The organism is Pseudomonas sp. KT_2_4, from assembly GCF_041410225.1.
Classification (GTDB): Bacteria; Pseudomonadota; Gammaproteobacteria; order Pseudomonadales; family Pseudomonadaceae; genus Aquipseudomonas; species Aquipseudomonas paracarnis.
Genome location: NZ_CP166962.1, coordinates 3,637,501 through 3,657,484, shown reverse-complemented (window position 1 = coordinate 3,657,484; position 19,984 = coordinate 3,637,501). Strand labels below are relative to the sequence as shown.

At 61.2% G+C, this 19,984-nt stretch carries 20 protein-coding genes and 1 pseudogene; 5 read left to right on the top strand and 16 right to left on the bottom strand.

Annotated elements, in window-relative coordinates; translation table 11 throughout:
- Nucleotides 1-47 precede the first annotated feature (47 nt).
- Nucleotides 48-422 carry a hypothetical protein gene (locus tag AB9N64_RS17030; protein WP_003195530.1) on the top strand — a complete coding sequence of 125 codons (375 nt, stop codon included), beginning with the start codon at nt 48-50 and terminating at the stop codon, nt 420-422.
- Nucleotides 423-551: 129 nt separating this feature from the next.
- Here the strand turns inward: AB9N64_RS17030 and AB9N64_RS17025 are convergent, their stop codons facing one another.
- From AB9N64_RS17025 to exbB, 6 genes are all read right to left on the bottom strand, one after another.
- Nucleotides 552-1,952 carry an aminoacyl-tRNA deacylase and HDOD domain-containing protein gene (locus AB9N64_RS17025; RefSeq protein ID WP_014720489.1) on the bottom strand — a complete coding sequence of 467 codons (1,401 nt, stop codon included), beginning with the start codon at nt 1,950-1,952 and terminating at the stop codon, nt 552-554.
- Between the two features lie 77 nt (nt 1,953-2,029).
- The gene (gene recG, locus AB9N64_RS17020) at nt 2,030-4,105 is read right to left on the bottom strand and encodes an ATP-dependent DNA helicase RecG (protein ID WP_003195525.1); all 2,076 of its coding nucleotides are present in this window, start codon (nt 4,103-4,105) and stop codon (nt 2,030-2,032) included.
- Between the two features lie 8 nt (nt 4,106-4,113).
- Complete coding sequence (locus AB9N64_RS17015; RefSeq protein ID WP_003195523.1) at nt 4,114-5,034, bottom strand: hydrogen peroxide-inducible genes activator; 921 nt, start codon at nt 5,032-5,034, stop codon at nt 4,114-4,116.
- A 156-nt stretch (nt 5,035-5,190) separates the two neighbouring features.
- Entirely contained in the window at nt 5,191-5,937 is a 747-nt protein-coding gene (locus tag AB9N64_RS17010) for an energy transducer TonB (protein ID WP_003195521.1), read from the bottom strand.
- Complete coding sequence (gene exbD / locus AB9N64_RS17005) at nt 5,934-6,359, bottom strand: TonB system transport protein ExbD (RefSeq protein WP_003195519.1); 426 nt, start codon at nt 6,357-6,359, stop codon at nt 5,934-5,936. Before exbD ends, AB9N64_RS17010 begins: the two co-directional genes overlap by 4 nt.
- Before the next feature lie 6 nt (nt 6,360-6,365).
- The gene (gene exbB / locus AB9N64_RS17000) at nt 6,366-7,349 is read right to left on the bottom strand and encodes a tonB-system energizer ExbB (RefSeq protein WP_032873316.1); all 984 of its coding nucleotides are present in this window, start codon (nt 7,347-7,349) and stop codon (nt 6,366-6,368) included.
- A 188-nt stretch (nt 7,350-7,537) separates the two neighbouring features.
- Here exbB and AB9N64_RS16995 point away from each other — a divergent pair, with 188 nt between their 5' ends.
- Nucleotides 7,538-8,389 (top strand): SDR family oxidoreductase, encoded by an 852-nt coding sequence (locus AB9N64_RS16995; protein ID WP_020302849.1) that lies wholly within the window; start codon nt 7,538-7,540, stop codon nt 8,387-8,389.
- Nucleotides 8,390-8,514: 125 nt separating this feature from the next.
- Here AB9N64_RS16995 and AB9N64_RS16990 read toward each other — a convergent pair whose 3' ends face one another.
- The 6 genes from AB9N64_RS16990 to AB9N64_RS16965 form a co-directional block, all read right to left on the bottom strand.
- On the bottom strand, nt 8,515-9,255 hold the full coding sequence (locus AB9N64_RS16990; RefSeq protein WP_014720485.1) for a hypothetical protein: 741 nt from the start codon (nt 9,253-9,255) through the stop codon (nt 8,515-8,517).
- Nucleotides 9,256-9,311: 56 nt separating this feature from the next.
- Complete coding sequence (locus AB9N64_RS16985; protein ID WP_003176922.1) at nt 9,312-9,692, bottom strand: RidA family protein; 381 nt, start codon at nt 9,690-9,692, stop codon at nt 9,312-9,314.
- Nucleotides 9,693-9,716: 24 nt separating this feature from the next.
- Nucleotides 9,717-11,822, bottom strand: a complete 2,106-nt coding sequence (spoT, locus tag AB9N64_RS16980; RefSeq protein ID WP_003195510.1) for a bifunctional GTP diphosphokinase/guanosine-3',5'-bis pyrophosphate 3'-pyrophosphohydrolase — start codon at nt 11,820-11,822, stop codon at nt 9,717-9,719.
- A 60-nt stretch (nt 11,823-11,882) separates the two neighbouring features.
- Nucleotides 11,883-12,146 carry a DNA-directed RNA polymerase subunit omega gene (gene rpoZ, locus AB9N64_RS16975; RefSeq protein ID WP_003195508.1) on the bottom strand — a complete coding sequence of 88 codons (264 nt, stop codon included), beginning with the start codon at nt 12,144-12,146 and terminating at the stop codon, nt 11,883-11,885.
- 167 nt (nt 12,147-12,313) lie between these two features.
- Entirely contained in the window at nt 12,314-12,934 is a 621-nt protein-coding gene (gene gmk, locus AB9N64_RS16970) for a guanylate kinase (protein WP_003195506.1), read from the bottom strand.
- Between the two features lie 10 nt (nt 12,935-12,944).
- Nucleotides 12,945-13,808 carry a YicC/YloC family endoribonuclease gene (locus AB9N64_RS16965; RefSeq protein ID WP_014720484.1) on the bottom strand — a complete coding sequence of 288 codons (864 nt, stop codon included), beginning with the start codon at nt 13,806-13,808 and terminating at the stop codon, nt 12,945-12,947.
- A gap of 285 nt (nt 13,809-14,093) precedes the next feature.
- Here AB9N64_RS16965 and rph point away from each other — a divergent pair, with 285 nt between their 5' ends.
- Nucleotides 14,094-14,816: a ribonuclease PH gene (gene rph / locus AB9N64_RS16960; protein ID WP_003195497.1), complete on the top strand. Its 723-nt coding sequence runs from the start codon at nt 14,094-14,096 to the stop codon at nt 14,814-14,816.
- Between the two features lie 22 nt (nt 14,817-14,838).
- Entirely contained in the window at nt 14,839-15,207 is a 369-nt protein-coding gene (locus tag AB9N64_RS16955; protein ID WP_003195495.1) for a DUF4870 domain-containing protein, read from the top strand.
- Nucleotides 15,208-15,266: 59 nt separating this feature from the next.
- Here AB9N64_RS16955 and AB9N64_RS16950 read toward each other — a convergent pair whose 3' ends face one another.
- Nucleotides 15,267-16,046, bottom strand: coding sequence for an exodeoxyribonuclease III (locus AB9N64_RS16950; RefSeq protein WP_003195493.1), 780 nt, complete (start codon nt 16,044-16,046; stop codon nt 15,267-15,269).
- Between the two features lie 82 nt (nt 16,047-16,128).
- On the opposite strand from AB9N64_RS16950, the gene pyrE reads away from it, so the two are divergent.
- Nucleotides 16,129-16,773 carry an orotate phosphoribosyltransferase gene (pyrE, locus tag AB9N64_RS16945; RefSeq protein ID WP_014720483.1) on the top strand — a complete coding sequence of 215 codons (645 nt, stop codon included), beginning with the start codon at nt 16,129-16,131 and terminating at the stop codon, nt 16,771-16,773.
- Nucleotides 16,774-16,939: 166 nt separating this feature from the next.
- Here pyrE and argB read toward each other — a convergent pair whose 3' ends face one another.
- The 3 genes and pseudogenes from argB to dut all read right to left on the bottom strand — a co-directional run bounded on the left by argB (nt 16,940) and on the right by dut (nt 19,982).
- Nucleotides 16,940-17,845 carry an acetylglutamate kinase gene (gene argB, locus AB9N64_RS16940; RefSeq protein WP_003213275.1) on the bottom strand — a complete coding sequence of 302 codons (906 nt, stop codon included), beginning with the start codon at nt 17,843-17,845 and terminating at the stop codon, nt 16,940-16,942.
- A gap of 20 nt (nt 17,846-17,865) precedes the next feature.
- Nucleotides 17,866-19,272, bottom strand: a pseudogene (locus AB9N64_RS16935) (phosphomannomutase/phosphoglucomutase); the annotation flags it as partial.
- A 254-nt stretch (nt 19,273-19,526) separates the two neighbouring features.
- Nucleotides 19,527-19,982 carry a dUTP diphosphatase gene (dut, locus tag AB9N64_RS16930; protein WP_014720481.1) on the bottom strand — a complete coding sequence of 152 codons (456 nt, stop codon included), beginning with the start codon at nt 19,980-19,982 and terminating at the stop codon, nt 19,527-19,529.
- Nucleotides 19,983-19,984: the final 2 nt, after the last annotated feature.

Below are 19,984 nucleotides of genomic sequence, written 5' to 3'. Positions count from 1 at the left end.
CGTTACACTGCTGCGGCCACTCCAATAAATACACCGAGGCCGTGTGCATGAAATTTCGTCTTCTCCTGTGGGTGCTGGGCCTGATGATGGGCAAAGCCAGCCGCACCAACCCCGCCTTCCAGCAGCAACTGGGTGACAAAGACCTGGCCTTCCAGCTGCAGACCCTCGACGGCAAGGTTGCCCGTCACTTCATCGTCAAAGACCAGCGCATCACCAGCCGCTCAGGTGTCCACCCGGCGCCGGCCTTCGCCATTGCCTTCAAGGATGCCGCCTACGGCTTCGCCACGATGCAGGCGAAGAACAAGCAACTGGCGTTCATGACGGGGATTCAGGACAAGTCGATCCAGATCAAGGGCAACCCGGCACTGGTGATCTGGTTCCAGGGGCTGACCAAGTATTTGAAGCCGAAGAAAAAGAAGTAGGCGGTCAGGTAGACCGAGTTGAATTCATCGCAGGCAAGCCAGCTCCCACAGTTGACCCTATTTCAACGTTGGAACGCGGTCACTGTGGGAGCTGGCTTGCCTGCGATAGCGGTGTAACAAGCGCCAGATTTACCCCTGGCTGAACTGCGAAGCCAATTCGCGCAACAGCACTTCGGCATCCAGCACTTTACCGACCACATCCTCCGCCTTCTCGCGGCTCAAGCCCAGGCGCTCAAGCAATGCGTCCGGAATGGATTCATCCGGCCCGGAGCCAATCCCCCGGCTGCGCAACAGGCGCACCGCCAGGCACACCAGGTTCGGATACTCGGCGTATTGCCCGTCGTACGTCGGGTCGTGCTGGAAGCGCAGGGCGGTGCACAATTCGTCCGGCATGTCCCAATAGCGCATCAGCCAGGCGCCGATCTGTTCGCGGCTGATGCCCAGCAAGTGTTGCTCGACGTAGCTGTGGCACAGGTGCGGGTTGACCTCCAGGTGCCGGCAGATCAGCGAGAAGTGGGGCGGAAACACGTGGGCCAGCAGCAGATAGCCGAAGTTGTGCAGCAAACCTGCCAGGTAGGTCAGGCCGGCTTCCGGGCGCTGGGCGCGGGGCATGGCACGGGTCAGGCCTTCAATCACGGCGGCGGTGTAGATCGACTGGTGCCAGTACGGCGTGGACAGGTGCGGGCGGTCCTTGGGCAGGCTCAGGGTTTTGCCCAGGGCCAGGCCCAGCGCCAGGTTGATCACAAGATCAAAGCCCAGCACGCGCACGATGGCGTCTTCGACTGAGCGGATCTTGCCCGGCGAAGCGTAGTAGGGCGACGCGGCCCAGCTTACGACCTGGGCGGCGAGGGCCGGGTCGGTTTCCACCACGCCGGTGATGTCGTCGATGGTGGCATTGGGATCGACGCGCAGCTTGATGATCTTCTGCGCGGTGTCGGCCAGCGGTGGAATCTCGATGGTCGCTTCCAGGCGCTGCTGAATACGACGCGCGGTGAAGGCTTGCATCGCCTGGGTGATTTCCTCACGGTCATCATTGGGGCGGTCGAGATTCGGGCGGATGTTGCTCAAGGGTTCCCCGAACTGCGCGGCGCTGGCCTTGGTGAGCAGGCTCTTGAAGGCGTCGCTGGGGATTTCCAGCAACAGCCCGGCTTCGCCCGAATGCACCAGCAGGCTCGGCTCATTGAGCAAGCGGCCTTCGTACAGGCACGGCGAACTGGTCAGGGGCGGCAAACCCGGCAGCAGGCTCAGGTCATGCTTGCCCAGCATGCGCTCGACACGCTCGGGGGCGACGGCCGTGAGGCGGCGACCGGTGAGTTCGGCGAGGCGGTTGAGGTCCAGCAACTGGCTTTGGGGGAACAGCACCATGAGCGCGCCAACCGCATCTTCAAGCAACACCGCCTGGACCTTTTGTGCAGGGTTCAGGCCAGGCTGTTCGATGACTTCCGTGTAGGGGATGGCGAGCTTTGCGAGCAGCGCCCGAATGACCGGCGGGGCGGTCAGTGGGGCTGTGGCGAGGGCAACTTCTGACATGGCCTGATCCAATTTCTTACATTCATTGGAGTATAACCAGCTTGATACGGGTGTTGGTCGGATAAGTGCGTCAGGCGTCACACTTGGCCGTATTGCTGGCCGTGCCGCAGCCAGCGGTTGAGCAAGGGGCTGACGTGATCGGGCCAACGTTCGAGCAATGCTTGCGCAGCATCGCGCACGGCGGGCAGCAGGTCGGCATCGCGCATCAGGTCGGCGACCTTGAATTGCAGCAGGCCGGTCTGGCGCGTGCCGAGCATTTCACCGGGGCCGCGCAGTTCGAGGTCTTTTTCGGCGATAACAAAACCGTCGTTGGTTTCGCGCATGATGCCCAGTCGCTGGCGACCGATCTGCGACAGTGGCGGGTGATAGAGCAGCACGCAGTGGCTGGCGGCACTGCCCCGGCCAACCCGCCCGCGTAGCTGGTGCAGCTGCGCCAGGCCCAGGCGTTCGGGGTTTTCGATGATCATCAGGCTGGCGTTGGGGACGTCCACGCCCACTTCAATCACGGTGGTAGCCACCAGCAATTGCAGGTTGCCGGCCTTGAACTCGGCCATCACTGCGGCTTTTTCCGCCGGTTTCATACGGCCATGGATCAACCCCACCTTGAGCTCACCCAAGGCACTGGTGAGGTCTTCATAAGTGGTTTCGGCGGCCTGACAGGTCAGTTCTTCGGACTCTTCGATCAGGGTACACACCCAGTACGCCTGGCGGCCTTCGGCGCAGGCACCGCGCACGCGCTCGATCACTTCGACACGTCGGGTGTCGGTGACCAGCACGGTGTTGACCGGCGTACGCCCCGGCGGCAGTTCGTCGAGGATCGAGGTGTCGAGGTCGGCGTAGGCGCTCATGGCCAGGGTGCGTGGGATCGGCGTGGCGGTCATGATCAACTGGTGCGGGTTCATGCGCCCGCCCACGCCTTTCTGGCGCAGGGCCAGGCGCTGTTGCACGCCAAATCGGTGCTGTTCGTCGATGATCACTAGCGCAAGGTTCTTGAACTGCACTTCGTCCTGGAACAGCGCATGGGTGCCCACCACCATCGGTGCGCCGGCGGCGATCTGCTCCAGGGCGGCCACGCGGTTCTTGCCTTTGAGCTTGCCAGCCAGCCACGCCACCTCCAGGCCCAGCGGTTCGAGCCAGCGCTTGAAGGTGATGAAGTGTTGTTCGGCGAGGATTTCCGTCGGTGCCATCAGCGCCACTTGATAGCCAGCTTCCAGGGCTTGCAGGGCGGCGAGGGCAGCGACCACGGTCTTGCCGGCGCCTACGTCACCCTGGATCAACCGCAGCATCGGTTCTTGCTGGCTGAGGTCGTAGGCGATTTCATTGCCCACGCGCTGTTGCGCGCCGGTCGGCGCAAAGCCGAGGTTGGCCAGGTATTGCGCAGGCAGCCGCGTGGCCTTGGGCATCGCCGGGGCGCGCAGGGAACGCATGCTTTCGCGCAGGCGTTGCTGGGACAGCTGGTGCGTGAGCAGTTCTTCAAAGGCCAGGCGATGCTGGGCCCAGTGATGACCGAGGGCGAGTTCGTCCACATCGGCATCGGCGGGCGGGTGATGCAAATACCGGATCGCATCGGCCAGGGGCGCCAGCTGATAGTCGCGGGCCAGCTCCAGGGGCAGCCAATCGGGCAGGCTTTGCGGGCCGAGCATGGTCAGGGTCTGCATGCACAACTGGCGCAGGCGTTGCTGGGTCAGGCCCTCGGTCAGCGGGTAGATCGGCGTGAGCGTGGTGTCCACCGGTGGCGGCTCATCGCCGGTAATGGCGCGGTATTCCGGGTGGTAGATTTCCAGGCCCGATGCGCCTGGGCGTGCCTCGCCATAGCAGCGCACGCGGGTGCCACGCTTGAGCCCTTCCTTCTGCGCGTTGCTGAAGTGGTAGAAGCGCAAGCTCAAGCCGCCAGTGCCGTCCTGCAGGCGCACCACCAGGCTGCGGCGCTTGCCCATCACCACGTCGGCGCCACTGACGGTGCCTTCGATCACCGCGTCTTGCCCAGGGCGCAAATGGCCGATGGGCACCACGCGGGTGCGGTCCTGGTAGCGCAGGGGCAGGTGGAACAGCACGTCCTGAAGGTTCTCCAGGCCGACCTTGGCCAGCTTCTCGGCCATGGCCTCACCGACACCCTTGAGTGCCGTCACCGACACCTGCGACAGCTCAGTCATACCGTGGCTTAGCTCGCAACGGGCGGCTTGGCCACCGAACACAGACGGATCGAGTCCGCGAGGATCTCAATCGCTTTGGGGCGCGGAAAGCTGGCGCGCCAGGCAATCGCCACGGTACGGAACGGCACCGGCGGCGTGAGTGGGCGAACTTCGATCACGCCCTGGGCGTAGTGATGGCTGTCTACCGCAGACAGCGGCAGGATCGAAATGCCCAGGCCGGAAGCGACCATATGGCGAATGGTTTCCAGGGAGCTGGATTCCACCGTGGTGTGCTTGGCGCCGTCGTTGCCCTTGGTCAGGGTCGGGCAGGCTTCCAGCACCTGGTCGCGGAAGCAGTGGCCTTCACCGAGCAGCAGCAGGCTCTTGTCGTTGAGCAGGCCGGCGTCGATGGTGTCCTTCTTGGTCCACGGGTGAGAGGCTGGCATCAGCACATAGAACGGCTCGTCGTAGAGCGGCAGGGTCAGCACGTCCGCTTCGTTGAAGGGCAGGGCGATGATGATCGCGTCCAGCTCGCCGTTGCGCAGTTTGTCGCGCAGCACGTGGGTGAAGTTTTCTTCGATATACAGCGGCATCTGCGGCGCGACGCGATGCAGTTGCGGGATCAGGTGCGGGAACAGGTAGGGGCCGACCGTATAGATCGCGCCGACCTTGAGCGGCGCGGTCAGCTGGTTCTTGCCGGCCTGGGCCAATTCGCGAATGCTTTGCGCCTGTTCCAGGACCTTCTGCGCCTGGGCAACGATGCCTTCGCCCACCGGGGTGAGGCGAACGGCGCTCTTGCTGCGCTCGAAAATCAGCACACCGAGTTCGTCTTCAAGCTTTTTCACACCCACCGACAGCGTCGGCTGGCTGACGTGGCAACGCTCGGCTGCATGGCCGAAGTGCTGTTCTTGGGCGAGGGTCACGATGTAGCGTAATTCTGTGAGAGTCATAGCGGGCGTCCATGAGGTTGCGGGCCAAGCATACCGGCTGCAATCGATAGACGCACGTTATCAGAACTTTGCTGGGGATTGAGTGGGGAGTGTCGGAATTTTGCTGAGGTAATAAAGCGAATGTGGGAGGGCACCAGTCCCTCCCACAGTGCTCTGTCAGCGGCGACGCTTGTCGATGTTGTAGACGAACGGCGCGACCAGTTCGACGCTGCCGTTTTTCAACAGGTCTGCCGGTGGCTTGGGTAGCGGCTGAGCCTTGCGGATCATCTCAAGCGTTGCACGGTCCAGGTCGGCGTTGCCGGAGCGGCCTTCCAGTTCGTAGGACAGCACATTGCCTTCGCCATCGACCACGAAGCGCAAGCGGTTCATACCTTCCTTGCCACTGCGTTGGGCGCCGGGCGGGTACTTCTTGTACTTCTGCAGGTGCGCCAGCAACGTGCTTTGCCAGGATGCCTGGGCGGCCAGCTGCTGTGCCGACGGGCCCGGTGTAGGCTGGGCGGACTTCTGCGCAGGTGCGTTGCTCGGCGGCGTTTCGCTCGGTGGCTCCTCGGAAGGTTTCTCCTTGGGCGGCTCGGGCTTCTTCTCCACCGGCTTTGGCGGTTGTGGCTTAGGCTTGGGCTTGACCGGCTTGGGCACCTGGATCGTTGGCTTGGGCGCCTCGGCCAGCTTCGGCAGGGGCAGCTCTTCGACCGGTGGTGGCGGCGGCGCAACGACCTTGGGCGGTGCTGGAGGCGGCGGTGGCGCTGGCAGCGGCGCCAGGTCGATGACCATGGCGGCGGGTGGCAGCTGGATCGCCTGCGGCGCGGACCATTGGAGCGCGATGATGATCGCGACGGCATGCACGCCCAGCACGACGGCGAGGCTGGTGCCATAACGCGTCAGTTTGTGGCGCGTCGTGATCATTTCTTGGCTGCCGTCTCAAGTCCGACCAGGCCTACCTTGAGGTAGCCGGCTGCCCGCAGGGCATCCATCACGCTCATCAGGTCGCCATAGTCCACGCCTTTGTCGGCCTGGAAGAAGATCGTCGTGTCTTTCTTGCCTTGGGTCTTGGCATCCAGCACCGGCCCCAGGGTTTCAGCCTTGACCTCTTCTTCGCCCAGGAACAGGCGTTGGTCCGCCTTGACGCTGAGGAATATCGGTTTCTCTGGCCGCGGCGCCGGCTTGGCGCTGGACGCGGGCAGGTCCACTTTGATGTCCACGGTCGCCAGCGGTGCCGCCACCATGAAGATGATCAGCAGCACCAGCATCACGTCGATAAACGGCGTGACGTTGATTTCGTGGTTCTCGACGAGTTCGTCGTCGCCTTGATTCAAATGCAGGCCCATGGCCGATTACCCCACTTTCACCATGTGCGGTTGCGAGCTGCGCTCGGTAGGCAGGTGATCGAGGTCACGGCTGACCAGCAACAGGACTTCAGCCGATGCATCCGATACCTGAGCCTTGTAGCCGGCAATCGAACGGGCGAAGACGTTGTAGATCACCACCGCAGGAATCGCGGCAACCAGGCCCAGGGCGGTCGCCAGCAGGGCTTCGGCGATGCCGGGGGCAACGACGGCGAGGTTGGTGGTCTGGGTTTTGGCGATGCCGATGAAGCTGTTCATGATGCCCCACACGGTACCGAACAGGCCGACGAAGGGCGCGGTGGAACCGATGGTGGCGAGTACGCCGGTGCCGCTGCTCATGTTGCGGCCACAGGCGGCAACCAGGCGCTCCAGGCGGAAGCTGACGCGTTCCTTGATGCCTTCTTTTTCGCGAGTGTTGGCCGACAGGCGCATTTCTTCCAGCGCGTCGTGCACCAGCAGGTTGGCCAGGGTGCCCTTCTTGGTCGCGGTTTCGCTCGCTTCCTTGAGGGTGGTGGCTTTTTTCAGGTGGACGATTTCAGCACGCAGACGACGCTTGGCGCCCAACAGCTCGAAGCCTTTGGCAATCCAGATGGTCCAGGTGATGATCGAGGCGATGGCCAGGCCGATCATGACGGCTTTCACCACCACGTCAGCATTCTGGTACATGCCCCATGGCGACAAGTCGTGGGCCATGCCCAGGGTGTTGTCTTCCTCAAGCACCACGCCGGTTTCGTCGGCAGGTGCGGCGGCGCCGGCGGCCTGGGCCGGGTCGGTGGCCACTGGCGCGACGGCAGGCGTTGCCGCAGTAGCGGCATTTTGCTCGGCAGCTGCCGGAGCGGCGGGGGCAGTGGCGTCAGCGAATGCGGCGGTCGGTGCCAGCAATACGCTGAACAGCATCGCAGCAATCGCACGCCAGGCGCGGGAGGGGCTGTGAAGCTTGGTTGGCGAAGCGGGGTTTGTATGACGTGTCATGCTGGCCGGACCTGAGAGAAAAAATGGGTGATCGTCCTTCCAGACCATTTCGGGTCGAGGACAAATGGGCGGTTATTATTGCAAGTAATTCTTGTTAACTAAAGTGGCACTGTTACTTTATTTCGCTTTTTACTGGCCGTTGATCCACTCGCGCGGCTAATCTGCGCCTTTGAGAATGGAGTTTTGTGATGTCTGTGCCTTCTGTTGTGATTGCCGGTTGCGGTGATGTGGGTAGTCGGCTGGCTAGCCAATTGCTGGCCTCGGAATGGGAGGTTCATGGCCTGCGCCGCGATATTTCGCGCCTGCCCGACGGGGTGATCGGCATCGCCGGCGACCTGTTCAAAAAGGACTGCCCTGACACCTGGCCCATCGGCGGGGTGGATTACCTGGTGTACTGCGCCGCTGCCACTGACCACGACGAAGCCGGCTATCGCGCCGCCTACGTGCAAGGGTTGCTGCATGTGCTGGAGTGGCTGGAAGACTACGGCCAGACGCCCAAGCATTTGCTGTTTGTCTCCAGCAGCAGTGTGTATGGGCAGCAAAACGGCGAGTGGGTCGACGAAACGTCCGAGACGCAAGCGAAGGGCTATTCCGGGCAGGTGATGCTGGAGGCTGAACAGGTGGCGCTCAACAGCGGTATTCCAGCGACCATCGTGCGACTGACCGGGATTTACGGCCCGGGTCGTGAATGGCTGCTCACTCAGGTTCGCCAAGGCTATCGCGTAGCGATTGACCCGCCGTTGTATGGCAACCGTATCCACGCCGATGACGCCGCGGGCCTGCTCGCCTTTTTGCTGCGGCATGTGGAAAAGGGCGGTTCGCTGGACAAGGTCTACATCGGCGTTGACGATGCGCCGGCACCACTGGCCGAGGTGGTGGCCTGGTTGCGCGAGTACCTGGGCGTGACCGAGTGGGCTGAAGATGCAAGTGTGCGCCGTGCTGGCAGCAAACAATGCAGTAATGCGCGTATCAAGGCGCTTGGCTGGATGCCGACATACCCGACTTACCGGGAAGGCTATGCGGCGATTCTGAAAGGCTGAAGCGCGCAAAAAATGTGGGAGCTGGCTTGCCTGCGATAGCGGTATATCAATCACATCTTTGTTGGATGTAATACCGTCATCGCAGGCAAGCCAGCTCCCACATTTGGATTTGGGTGAGGCTTTTATTACTTTTCAAGCAACCATTGGCGAGGGCCTGGCGTAAACGAAGGCACTTCATCGGCCTGTGCGGTATTGATCGCCTGGAAGATCTCCAGTTGCTCACCCTTGCGCGCGAAGATCCAAGGGTTGCCCTGGCCGTTCAGTTGCAGCCAGATGCTGTCATAGCCGCCGCTCATGGAGGCGCAATCGCCTGCCAGACAGAGTGAATAACGATCAACCCCCGGTAGGCCGGCGACCTTGCCGTCTGCCTGGAACTGCACCGTGGCGCCGCTGCCGGTGCCGTCGCTGATCTTCCAGTCGCCGCCCATATAGGCCGCGTACAGCGCGCGTTCGAAGTTGGCGCCCAGTGGCGCGCCTTCTGGGGCCGGGTCTTTGGCGCGGGCAAACAGCTGCTCGGGCTCGTTGTCGTTGGCCACTTGCAGCAGTTGCTTGCCTTTGCGCTTGAGTTCGGTGGCAGAGCTGCCATAGAAATCCACGTTCCATGCGCCGGGCTCTTCACCCGACAACTTGCCTTCCGCCACTTCAAAACCGTTGTAGTAGCGGGCCTGCAAGGCCTTGGTGTTGACCTCCCACTCAAGGTTGGGGCCATAAGACTGCAGGGCTTCACGCAAAGGGCCGCCCTTGGCTGCCGCGTCGATGGCGGCCTGGTTGATCCAGGTACCGCTTACATCCAGGTCGGCGGGGTTACTGGCACAGCCACCGAGCAACAGGGCGAGCAACGAAGAGGCTACAAGCGCTTTGCGCATTACGAAATCCTTCTGAAACGAAGTCGGCGCAGCCTTTTGGGGCTGCGCCGGGTGTTTTACTCGATGACCAGAATGGCGTCCATCTCAACCTGTGCACCCTTTGGCAGGGCGGCCACGCCGATGGCGGCGCGGGCTGGGTAAGGTTGTTCGAAGTACTTGCCCATGATCTCGTTGACCTTGGCGAAGTGGCTGAGGTCGGTGAGGAAGATGTTCAGCTTGACGATGTCCTTGAACGAACCACCGGCAGCTTCAGCCACGGACTTGAGGTTTTCAAAGACCTGTACGGTCTGGGCTTCGAAGCCTTCAACCAGTTCCATGGTCTTTGGGTCCAGCGGGATCTGGCCGGACATGTAGACGGTGTTGCCCGCCTTGATCGCCTGGGAATAAGTGCCGATGGCGGCTGGAGCTTTATCGCTGGTGATAACTGTCTTGGTCATGAATGACTCCTTGTAATGGATCGGTTATGCACGCATGCGGGTGATGCGGATCACACCGGTCAAGGCGCGCAACTTTTTGATCACGCGGGCCAGGTGCACACGGTCGTGCACGCTGACCACCAGTTGGACCACGCTGATGCGACCATCGCGTTCGTCCATGCTGATTTTCTCGATATTGCCGTCGGCGGCGTTGACGCTGCTGGCCAGCAGGGCGATGAGGCCGCGCTGGTGTTCCAGCTCAACCCGCAGCTCGACGTTGAATTCGCCGGTGACATCCTTGGCCCACGAGAGCTGGATGCATTTTTCCGGGTTGTGGCGGATTTCGGTGATGTTGCGGCAGTTGTCCAGGTGCACCACCATGCCTTTGCCCGCGGACAAGTGGCCGACAATCGGGTCGCCCGGGATCGGCGTGCAACATTTGGCGTAGCTGAGCACCAGGCCCTCGGTGCCGCGAATTGCCAGCGGGCCTTCAGGGCTCGGCAACTGTTCGCCTTCGCCCAGCAGGCGGCGCGCAACCACGTAAGCCATGCGGTTGCCCAGGCCGATATCTTCCAACAGGTCTTCGATGGTTTCCTGGCGGTACTCATGGAGCATCGCTTGCACGCGCTCTTGCGGGATCTTGTCCAGGGCGCTGTCGAAGCCGTTGAGCACTTTGTTCAGCAGGCGTTCGCCCAGGCTGATGGATTCGGAGCGGCGCTGCAATTTCAGCGCGTGGCGAATATGCGTACGCGCCTTGCCGGTGACCACAAAGTTGAGCCAGGCCGGGTTGGGGCGAGCGCCCGGTGCGCTGACGATCTCCACCGTGGAACCGCTTTGCAGTGGTTCGGACAGCGGGGCCAGGCGCCGGTTGATGCGACAGGCGATGCAGCTGTTGCCGACATCGGTGTGCACTGCGTAGGCAAAGTCGACCGCCGTGGAGCCTTTGGGCAGCTCCATGATCCGGCCTTTGGGCGTGAACACGTAGACCTCGTCCGGGAACAGGTCGATCTTCACGCTTTCGATAAATTCCAGGGAGTTGCCGGCACGTTGCTGCATTTCCAGCACGCCCTTGACCCATTGGCGCGCACGGGCATGGGTGCCTTTGGGCTGCTCGTCGCCGCTGGACTTGTACAGCCAGTGGGCGGCGATGCCGTTGTTGGCCATCTCTTCCATTTCGCGGGTGCGGATCTGGATCTCGATCGGCACGCCGTGCATGCCAAACAGGGTGGTATGCAGCGACTGGTAGCCGTTGGCCTTGGGAATTGCGATGTAATCCTTGAACCGGCCCGGCAGCGGCTTGTACAAATTATGTACAGCGCCCAGCACGCGGTAGCAGGTATCGACCTTGTCGACGATGATCCGGAACGCGTACACGTCCATGATCTCGTTGAAGGCCCGGCGCTTGCCGCGCATCTTCTTGTAGATGCCGTAAATGTGCTTTTGCCGACCGCTGACCTCGCCCTCGATCTCGTCGATCGCCAGGCAATGGCTCAGGGACTCTTCGATCTTGTTGACGATTTCCTTGCGATTGCCCCGTGCGCGCTTGACCGCCTGGTAGATGCGCGCCGAACGCATGGGGTGCATGGCTTTAAAGCCGAGGTCTTCGAATTCGATACGAATGGCGTGCATGCCCAGCCGGTTGGCGATGGGCGCATAGATTTCCAGGGTTTCCTTGGCGATGCGTCGGCGCTTTTCGCCGGACAGCACTTCCAGCGTGCGCATGTTGTGCAGCCGGTCGGCCAGCTTGACCAGGATCACCCGAATGTCTCGGGCCATGGCCATGGCCATCTTCTGGAAGTTTTCCGCCTGGGCTTCGGCCTTGGTCTCGAAGTTCATCTGGGTCAGCTTGCTGACCCCATCGACCAGTTCGGCCACGGTTTCGCCAAATTGCGCACTGAGCGCTTCCTTGGCAATGCCGGTGTCTTCGATCACGTCATGCAGCATCGCGGCCATCAGGCTCTGATGGTCCATGTGCATGTCGGCAAGAATATTGGCCACCGCAAGAGGATGGGTGACATACGCCTCGCCACTGCGGCGGCGCTGGCCGTCGTGGGCTTGTTCGGCATAGAAATACGCTCGGCGAACCAGGTTGACCTGGTCGGCGCCGAGGTAGGCCGATAAGCGATCGGCGAGGGCGTCTATGCTCGGCAAAGTGTGAACTCCTGCCGATGGCTGTGACCCCGCGCCGTGCTACGTCGACCAGGCATAGGCTTAGACGTCCTCGTTGGACTCGCCTTCGAACGCTGCAAACAGCGGTTCGTCTTCAACGATTTCGGCGTTGGCGATGAACTCGTAGCTCATCAGGCCTTCAGCGATTTCACGCAGGGCTACAACGGTAGGCTTGTCGTTTTCCCACTGGACCAGGGGCTCTTTGCCGCCAGTGGCCAGTTGACGGGCACGCTTGGTAGAGAGCATGACCAGCTCAAAGCGGTTATCCACGTGTTCTAGGCAGTCTTCAACGGTTACGCGGGCCATGGTATTCCTCGGAGCGAATGCAAGATGCGCGCTGCCCGGTTGGGCGAGCGGACTGAGCAGTTTAAAAAATCACCAGCGTTTAGGGAAGCGCTGATTTTTGGCAGGCCTTCGCAAAACCGCTACAAGTGCCAATGTAAGGCCCTTGCAGCTGTTTTGGGAAGAGCCAATCAGCCGAGCAATTCGGCGAGTAATTTGCCGAAACGTTGCTGTTGGCGCTTTTGCTGCAGTTGGTTGGCGCGGAAAATCGCCTTCAAATCGTCCAGTGCGTGGGCAAAGTCATCATTGATGATCAGGTAGTCGTAGTCGACGTAGTGGCTCATTTCGCTGACGGCCTCACGCATGCGCCCCTCGATGATCTCGTCGCTGTCCTGGCCGCGGTTGGTCAGGCGCTGGTGCAGGGCTTGGAGCGAGGGCGGCAGGATGAAGATGGAGCGAGCCTTGGGCATCAGTTGGCGCACTTGTTCGGCGCCCTGCCAGTCGATTTCCAGGATCAGGTCGTGGCCTTCGTCCAGGGTCTGCTGCAGGTGGCTTTGCGAGGTGCCATAGAGATTGCCGAACACTTCGGCGCGCTCGAGGAAGTCACCGTGTTCGATCATCTTGACGAACTCGGTACGCTCGACGAAGTGATAGTGCACGCCGTCTACCTCGCCCGGGCGCATGGCGCGGGTGGTGTGGGAGACCGAAATGCGGATCTGCTCGTCGGCGTCGGTCAAGGCCTTGACCAGGCTGCTCTTGCCCGCGCCCGAAGGGGCGGAAATGATGTAAAGGGTGCCGGTGCTGTGGGTCATGGAGGGTGCCTTACTCAATATTCTGTACTTGTTCGCGCATTTGCTCGATCAACACTTTGAGGTTGACCGCCGCCGTGGTGCTGCGCGGGTCGAACGCCTTGGAGCCCAGTGTATTGGCTTCGCGGTTGAGTTCCTGCATCAGGAAGTCCAGGCGCCGACCGGCGGCACCGCCCGACTTGAGTACGCGGCGCACTTCAAGGATATGGGTACTCAGGCGGTCGAGTTCTTCGGCCACGTCGCTCTTCTGTGCGAGCAGGACCATTTCCTGTTCCAGGCGCGTCGGGTCGAGGTCGGCCTTCATGTCGGTGAAGCGGTCTAGGACCTTCTGGCGCTGGGTGGCGAGCATCTGCGGTACCAGTTCACGCAGGGTCACTACGTCGGCTTCGATCGATGTCAGCCGCTCGCTGATCAGGCGCGCCAGTTCGGTGCCTTCGCGCTCACGGCCGGCCTTGAGTTCCTTCAGGCCCTGGTTGAACAGGGCGAGGGCTTCGGCATTCAGGGCCTGTGGGTCAGCCGCGTCGGCCACCAGCACGCCGGGCCAGGCCAATACTTCCAGAGGGTTCAATGCGGCCGGCTGCTTGATCAGGCCGGCGATGGTTTCGGCAGCGGCCACCAGTTGGGCGGCGCGGTCGCGGTCGACCTGCAGCGGCTTGCCGGTGGTTTCTTCGGTAAAGCGCAGGGTGCATTCCAGCTTGCCACGGGAAATGCCCTGGCGCAGCGCTTCACGCACGGCGCCTTCGAGGTCGCGGAACGACTCTGGCAGGCGCAGGTGCGGCTCCAGGTAACGGCTGTTGACCGAGCGCAGTTCCCAGCTGAGGGTGCCTTGGGTCCCGGCTTTTTCGACACGGGCGAAGGCGGTCATGCTGTGCACCATGGAGGTACCTCGCGTTGGATAAATAGAAATTGGCCAGGCCGACCTGTAGGAGCGAGCTTGCTCGCGAAGAACGCAAGGCGCCGCGCTGAATCAGGAAGCCCCGTAATTGTTGGCGTTTTTCGCGAGCAAGCTCGCTCCTACAGTCTGGAGGCGCAGGATTGTAGCGCAGTGGGAGGTAGGCGCCCAAACCCGGGCATTGGTAACCGGATTTTTTAGAAGTGCCCCGAACCGGCTTGCGGCTCTATAATGCTCGGCAGTTTTTCGTCCTCAGTACAGGTATCCCCTATGAAACGTCCAAGTGGTCGCGCTGCCGATCAGCTCCGCTCGATCCGCATCACCCGCAACTACACCAAACACGCCGAGGGATCCGTACTGGTCGAGTTTGGCGATACCAAGGTCATCTGCACTGTCAGCGTCGAAAACGGCGTGCCGCGCTTCCTCAAGGGCCAGGGCCAGGGTTGGTTGACCGCTGAATACGGCATGCTGCCGCGCGCCACTGGCGAGCGTAACCAGCGTGAAGCCAGCCGTGGCAAGCAAGGCGGGCGTACCCTGGAAATCCAGCGCTTGATCGGCCGTTCCCTGCGTGCTGCCCTGGATATGTCCAAGCTGGGTGACGTGACCCTCTACGTCGACTGCGACGTGATCCAGGCAGATGGCGGCACCCGCACGGCGTCCATCACCGGCGCCATGGTGGCCCTGGTCGACGCACTGAAAGTGATCAAGAAGCGTGGCGGCCTGAAAGCGGGTGACCCGCTCAAGCAGATGATCGCCGCTGTGTCGGTTGGCATGTACCAGGGCGAGCCTGTGTTGGACCTGGACTACCTGGAAGACTCGGCCGCCGAGACCGACCTCAACGTGGTCATGACCAGCACCGGTGGTTTCATCGAAGTGCAGGGCACTGCCGAAGGCGCGCCATTCCAGCCGGCTGAGCTGAACGCCATGCTGGCCTTGGCCCAGAAAGGCATGACCGAAATCTTTGAATTGCAGAACGCCGCGCTGGCTGACTGAGCCGGCCCCAAGGAGAAGCGCCATGAATGACAGCCAGTTGCCGGTCCCGGCCCCGTCCAAGGAAGTACGCCAGTGGGCAATGTTGTGTCATTTTGCGGCATTCCTGGGGTTGGTATTCCCCTTCGGCAGCTTGCTGGGGCCGTTGATCCTGTGGCAATTCAAGAAGGACATGGACCCGCTCATCGATGACCAGGGCAAGGAGGCGCTGAATTTCCAGATCACCGTGGCGATCGCCTGGCTGGTGTGCCTCTTGTTGGGCTTCGTGGTTGTTGGCTTCTTGCTGATGACCGTGCTGGTGATCGGGGCGTTGATACTGACGATCATCGCCGGTATCAAGGCCAACAAAGGCATTGCCTATCGCTATCCGTGGACCTGGCGCCTGGTCAAGTAACCGAACGGCCACAAAAAAACCGACATCAGTGTCGGTTTTTTTGTGCCTGGAAAACGACCTCAGATGGTCAATGTCCAGTCGTAGTCCACGATCAGCGGCGCGTGCTGCGAGAAGCGCGGCTGGCGCGGCAGGCGTGCACTGCGTACGAACCGGCGCAGGCCTGGGGTCAGCAGCTGGTAGTCGAAACGCCAGCCCAGGTTGAGCATCTCAGCCTGTTCGTTATCTGGCCACCAGCTGTACTGGTCGCCTTCGCGGCTGACTTCGCGCAGGGCATCGACATAACCCATGTTGCCGACAATCTCGTCCATCCAGGCGCGTTCCGGCGCCAGGAAGCCTGGGGATTGCTGGCTGTCGCGCCAGTTCTTGATATCCAGCTTCTGTTGCGCCACGTACAGCGAGCCACAATAAATGTACTCGCGACGTTTACGTCGCTGTTTATCCAAGTAACGGGCGAAATCGTCCATTAGCTTGAATTTCTGGTTCAAGTCTTCATCGCCGTTCTGCCCGGAAGGAAGCAGCAAGGTCGCGATGCTGACCTTGTCGAAATCGGCTTGCAGGTAACGCCCGTAGCGGTCGGCTGTCTCGAAGCCGAGGCCGCTGATGACCGCCTTGGGTTGCAACCGCGAGTACAAAGCCACGCCACCTTGGGTGGGCACTTCGGCATCGCAGGCATAAAGGAAGTAGCCATCCAGTTGGAAGGCTGGGTCGTCCAGTTCAAAGGCGGAGGCACGGGTGTCCTGCAGGCAGATGACGTCGGCATTCTGTGCTTGCAGCCAACTGAGCAAACCACGCTCGACTGCAGCCTGAATACCATTAACGTTCACACTGATGATCCGCATAAATGGCCCCAAAAATCGCGTGCGTGTATGATACACGCCGTCCACCCAATTAGCTAAATCCGTGGTATCTGAGGCTTTTTTCATGCAGGCGTATCAGCGCGATTTCATTCGTTTTGCCATCGATCGCGGCGTTTTACGCTTCGGTGAGTTCACCCTCAAGTCCGGGCGCACCAGCCCGTACTTCTTCAATGCGGGCCTGTTCAACTCAGGTTCGGCCCTGGCTCAGCTGGGCCGTTTCTATGCGGCAGCCATCGTTGAGAGCGGTATTTCCTTCGACGTACTCTTTGGCCCGGCCTACAAGGGTATTCCCCTGGCAGCGGCGACGGCGGTAGCGCTGGCGGAGCATCACGGGCAGGACTTGCCGTGGTGTTTCAACCGTAAGGAAGCCAAGGCCCATGGTGAAGGTGGCAGCCTGGTCGGCGCGCCATTGACCGGCGAGGTGCTGATCATCGATGACGTGATCACCGCGGGTACTGCTATCCGTGAAGTGATGCAGATCATCGCTTCCCAGGACGGCGCCAAGGCTGCCGGTGTACTGATCGCCTTGAACCGTCAGGAACGCGGCAACGGTGAGTTGTCGGCGATCCAGGAAGTGGAGCGTGACTTCGGCATTCCGGTGGTGAGCATCGTGTCGTTGAACCAGGTGTTGCAGTTCCTGGAAGATGACCCGCAGCTCAAGCAGCATTTGCCGGCGGTGCGTGCCTACCGCGAGCAGTTCGGCGTCTGACACTGAATCCTGTGGGAGCGGGCTTGCCCGCGATAGCGGTGTGTCAGGCGGTGCATTTTAGAATGTACTGCCGTCATCGCAGGCAAGCCAGCGCCCACATTTGAACTGTGTACAAACAAAAAGCCCCGCTCAATTCGATTGAGCGGGGCTTTTTGCTTTGCAGCGGTTAAGGACGCTTGCGGTTACTGATCAGCGTGCCCACACCAGTATCGGTGAAGATTTCCAGCAGGATTGCATTTGGCACGCGGCCATCCAGGATCAGCGAGCTGCCGACGCCGCCCTGCACCGCTTCCAGTGCGCAACGGATCTTCGGCAACATGCCGCCGTAGATGGTGCCGTCGGCGATCAGGTCGTCTACCTGCTGGGTAGTCAAGCCGGTCAGTACCTTGCCTTCCTTGTCCATCAAGCCGGCGATGTTGGTCAGCAGCATCAGCTTTTCAGCCTTCAGTGCTTCCGCCACCTTACCGGCTACCAGATCGGCGTTGATGTTATAGGACTCGCCATTAGCACCCACGCCGATCGGCGCAATTACCGGGATGAAGTCGCCCTTGACCAGCAGGTTGAGCAAATCGGTGTTGATGCCGATGACTTCGCCCACCTGGCCGATGTCGATGATTTCCGGCTGGGTCATCTCCGGCGTCTTGCGGGTCACGGTCAGTTTCTTGGCGCGGATCAGTTCCGCATCCTTGCCGGTCAGGCCGATGGCGCTGCCGCCGTGGCGGTTGATCAGGTTGACGATGTCTTTGTTGACCTGGCCGCCGAGGACCATTTCCACCACGTCCATGGTTTGCGCGTCAGTGACGCGCATGCCATCGATGAAGTGACTCTCGATGGACAACCGCTTGAGCAGGTCGCCGATTTGCGGGCCGCCGCCGTGGACGACCACGGGGTTGATCCCTACGGCCTTCATCAGCACGATGTCGCGCGCAAAGCCGGTTTTCAGCTCATCGCTTTCCATGGCATTGCCGCCGTACTTGATCACCAGCGTCTTGCCGACGTAGCGTCGAATATAAGGCAACGCTTCGGACAGGACCTTGGCGGTGTTGGCAGCGGCTTCGCGTTCGAGGGTCATTCAGGGCTCCGGGCAAAAAATCAGAACGGTAATTGGAGATCAGGGGCAACACGTTTCAACTGGGCGTGGAACACGTCCTTGATGCGCTGCAACTCAGCCTCGGTATCCGCCTCGAAACGCAGGACCAGCACCGGTGTGGTGTTGGACGCGCGAACCAGGCCCCAGCCTTTGGCGTAATCGACTCGCACACCATCAATGGTGGTCAGGTTGGCGCCTTCACCCCATTGCGCATCGTGCAATGCGTCAATGATGCTGAATTTGCTCTCCTCGGTCACATGGATATTGATCTCTGGCGTAGAAATATCATTCGGGAAGGTCTGAAACAGCTCTTCGGCCGTGGATTTCTCCTTGCTGAGGATCTCCAGCAGGCGAGCGGCACTGTAGATACCATCGTCAAACCCGAACCAACGTTCTTTGAAGAACACGTGACCGCTCATTTCACCGGCCAACAGCGCGCCGGTTTCCTTCATTTTCTTTTTGATCAACGAGTGACCGGTCTTCCACATTAGCGGGCGACCACCGTATTCCTTGATCAATGGCGTCAGGCGACGCGTGCATTTCACATCGAAGATGATCTCGGCGTTGGCATTGCGCGCAACCACGTCTCGAGCAAACAGCATCAACAGGCGGTCCGGGAACACGATCTCGCCGGTTTCGGTCACCACGCCCACACGGTCGCCGTCGCCATCGAAGGCCAGGCCGACGTCGGCGCCTGTTTCCTTGACCTTGGCAATCAGGTCCACCAGGTTTTCCGGTTTGCCCGGGTCTGGGTGATGGTTGGGGAAGTTGCCGTCCACTTCGCAGAACAGTGGGATCACTTCGCAGTTCAGGGCTTCGAGCAATTGCGGGGCAATCACACCCGCTGCGCCGTTGCCGCAGTCCACCACGACTTTCAAGCGGCGGGCGAGCTTGACGTCACGGGTGATTTCATCGGAGTAGCGTTGCAGGATGTCAACCTTGGTGATGGTCCCTGTGCCGCGGGTCAGGTCGTTGGTCTTCAGGCGGGTGTGCAGGGCCTGGATCTGCTCATTGGCCAGGGTGTCGCCAGCGATGACGATCTTGAAGCCGTTGTAGTCCGACGGGTTGTGGCTGCCGGTAAGCATGACCCCGGATTTGCCCGCCAGTACGTTGGCGGCGTAGTACAGCGCGGGGGTTGGCACCAGACCGACGTCGCTGACGTGGCAGCCGCTGTCAGCCAGGCCCTGGATCAGTTGCTCGACCAGCTCCGGGCCAGACAAGCGGCCGTCACGGCCTACCGAAACGTTGGGTTCGCCTTGGGCCAGACTCTGGGAGCCGATGGCGCGGCCGATCCAGTAGGCGGTTTCGGCGGTCAGGGTCTTGGGGACCACACCACGGATGTCATAGGCGCGAAAAATGCTGTCGGGAAAGGTCGGGGCTACGCGGGCTGCGGTACTCATCGCGGGGGAAACTCCATCTGAAAGGGGGCAAGGCGGGCCTGATGTGGCTGGCCGGCAGGCTCAAACTGAAGGGTATGACGGCGTTTTCGGCAGAGAGTTCGTGGTGTAAAAATGCCATCGGCGCTTCGGCGCTAGCATTATTTTTACGTAGTCCTTTGATTTCATTAGAGAAATCTCGATGATTATTTCCGCGCATTCTTCATCCTGAAAAGCCGGGCGGTGGCGCGTGGCCGGACGATTGCATCCGGCCACGTTCAGCTTAGTCAGTGACTGCCGGAGTGCCCAAAACCGCCTGCGCCGCGTTGGGTTTCGTCGAATTCCTGCACCAATTCAAAATGCGCCTGCACCACCGGCACCAATACCAGTTGGGCGATGCGCTCGCCGACGGCGATGTTGAAAGCAGTCTGGCCACGGTTCCAGCACGACACCATCAACTCGCCCTGGTAGTCGGAGTCGATCAGGCCGACCAAGTTGCCGAGCACGATGCCATGTTTGTGACCCAGGCCGGAGCGCGGCAGGATCAGCGCCGCCAAGCCAGGATCGCCGACATAGATCGACAGGCCAGTGGGAATCAGGATGGTTTGGCCCGGCTCAAGGACGGTGTCCTCTTTGAGCATGGCGCGCAGGTCCAGGCCGGCGGAACCCGGCGTGGCGTACGCCGGCAGAGGGAATTCGTTGCCGAGGCGTGGGTCGAGAATCTTGGCTTGCAAAGCGTGCATGG

What these genes read in the sequence shown, in the direction of transcription:
- AB9N64_RS17030 (WP_003195530.1), top strand. Translation starts at nt 48, where the DNA reads ATGAAATTTCGTCTTCTCCTGTGGGTGCTGGGCCTGATGATGGGCAAA.
- AB9N64_RS17025 (WP_014720489.1), bottom strand. Translation starts at nt 1,952, where the DNA reads ATGTCAGAAGTTGCCCTCGCCACAGCCCCACTGACCGCCCCGCCGGTC.
- recG (WP_003195525.1), bottom strand. Translation starts at nt 4,105, where the DNA reads ATGACTGAGCTGTCGCAGGTGTCGGTGACGGCACTCAAGGGTGTCGGT.
- AB9N64_RS17015 (WP_003195523.1), bottom strand. Translation starts at nt 5,034, where the DNA reads ATGACTCTCACAGAATTACGCTACATCGTGACCCTCGCCCAAGAACAG.
- AB9N64_RS17010 (WP_003195521.1), bottom strand. Translation starts at nt 5,937, where the DNA reads ATGATCACGACGCGCCACAAACTGACGCGTTATGGCACCAGCCTCGCC.
- exbD (WP_003195519.1), bottom strand. Translation starts at nt 6,359, where the DNA reads ATGGGCCTGCATTTGAATCAAGGCGACGACGAACTCGTCGAGAACCAC.
- exbB (WP_032873316.1), bottom strand. Translation starts at nt 7,349, where the DNA reads ATGACACGTCATACAAACCCCGCTTCGCCAACCAAGCTTCACAGCCCC.
- AB9N64_RS16995 (WP_020302849.1), top strand. Translation starts at nt 7,538, where the DNA reads ATGTCTGTGCCTTCTGTTGTGATTGCCGGTTGCGGTGATGTGGGTAGT.
- AB9N64_RS16990 (WP_014720485.1), bottom strand. Translation starts at nt 9,255, where the DNA reads ATGCGCAAAGCGCTTGTAGCCTCTTCGTTGCTCGCCCTGTTGCTCGGT.
- AB9N64_RS16985 (WP_003176922.1), bottom strand. Translation starts at nt 9,692, where the DNA reads ATGACCAAGACAGTTATCACCAGCGATAAAGCTCCAGCCGCCATCGGC.
- rpoZ (WP_003195508.1), bottom strand. Translation starts at nt 12,146, where the DNA reads ATGGCCCGCGTAACCGTTGAAGACTGCCTAGAACACGTGGATAACCGC.
- gmk (WP_003195506.1), bottom strand. Translation starts at nt 12,934, where the DNA reads ATGACCCACAGCACCGGCACCCTTTACATCATTTCCGCCCCTTCGGGC.
- AB9N64_RS16965 (WP_014720484.1), bottom strand. Translation starts at nt 13,808, where the DNA reads ATGGTGCACAGCATGACCGCCTTCGCCCGTGTCGAAAAAGCCGGGACC.
- rph (WP_003195497.1), top strand. Translation starts at nt 14,094, where the DNA reads ATGAAACGTCCAAGTGGTCGCGCTGCCGATCAGCTCCGCTCGATCCGC.
- AB9N64_RS16955 (WP_003195495.1), top strand. Translation starts at nt 14,839, where the DNA reads ATGAATGACAGCCAGTTGCCGGTCCCGGCCCCGTCCAAGGAAGTACGC.
- AB9N64_RS16950 (WP_003195493.1), bottom strand. Translation starts at nt 16,046, where the DNA reads ATGCGGATCATCAGTGTGAACGTTAATGGTATTCAGGCTGCAGTCGAG.
- pyrE (WP_014720483.1), top strand. Translation starts at nt 16,129, where the DNA reads ATGCAGGCGTATCAGCGCGATTTCATTCGTTTTGCCATCGATCGCGGC.
- argB (WP_003213275.1), bottom strand. Translation starts at nt 17,845, where the DNA reads ATGACCCTCGAACGCGAAGCCGCTGCCAACACCGCCAAGGTCCTGTCC.
- dut (WP_014720481.1), bottom strand. Translation starts at nt 19,982, where the DNA reads ATGCACGCTTTGCAAGCCAAGATTCTCGACCCACGCCTCGGCAACGAA.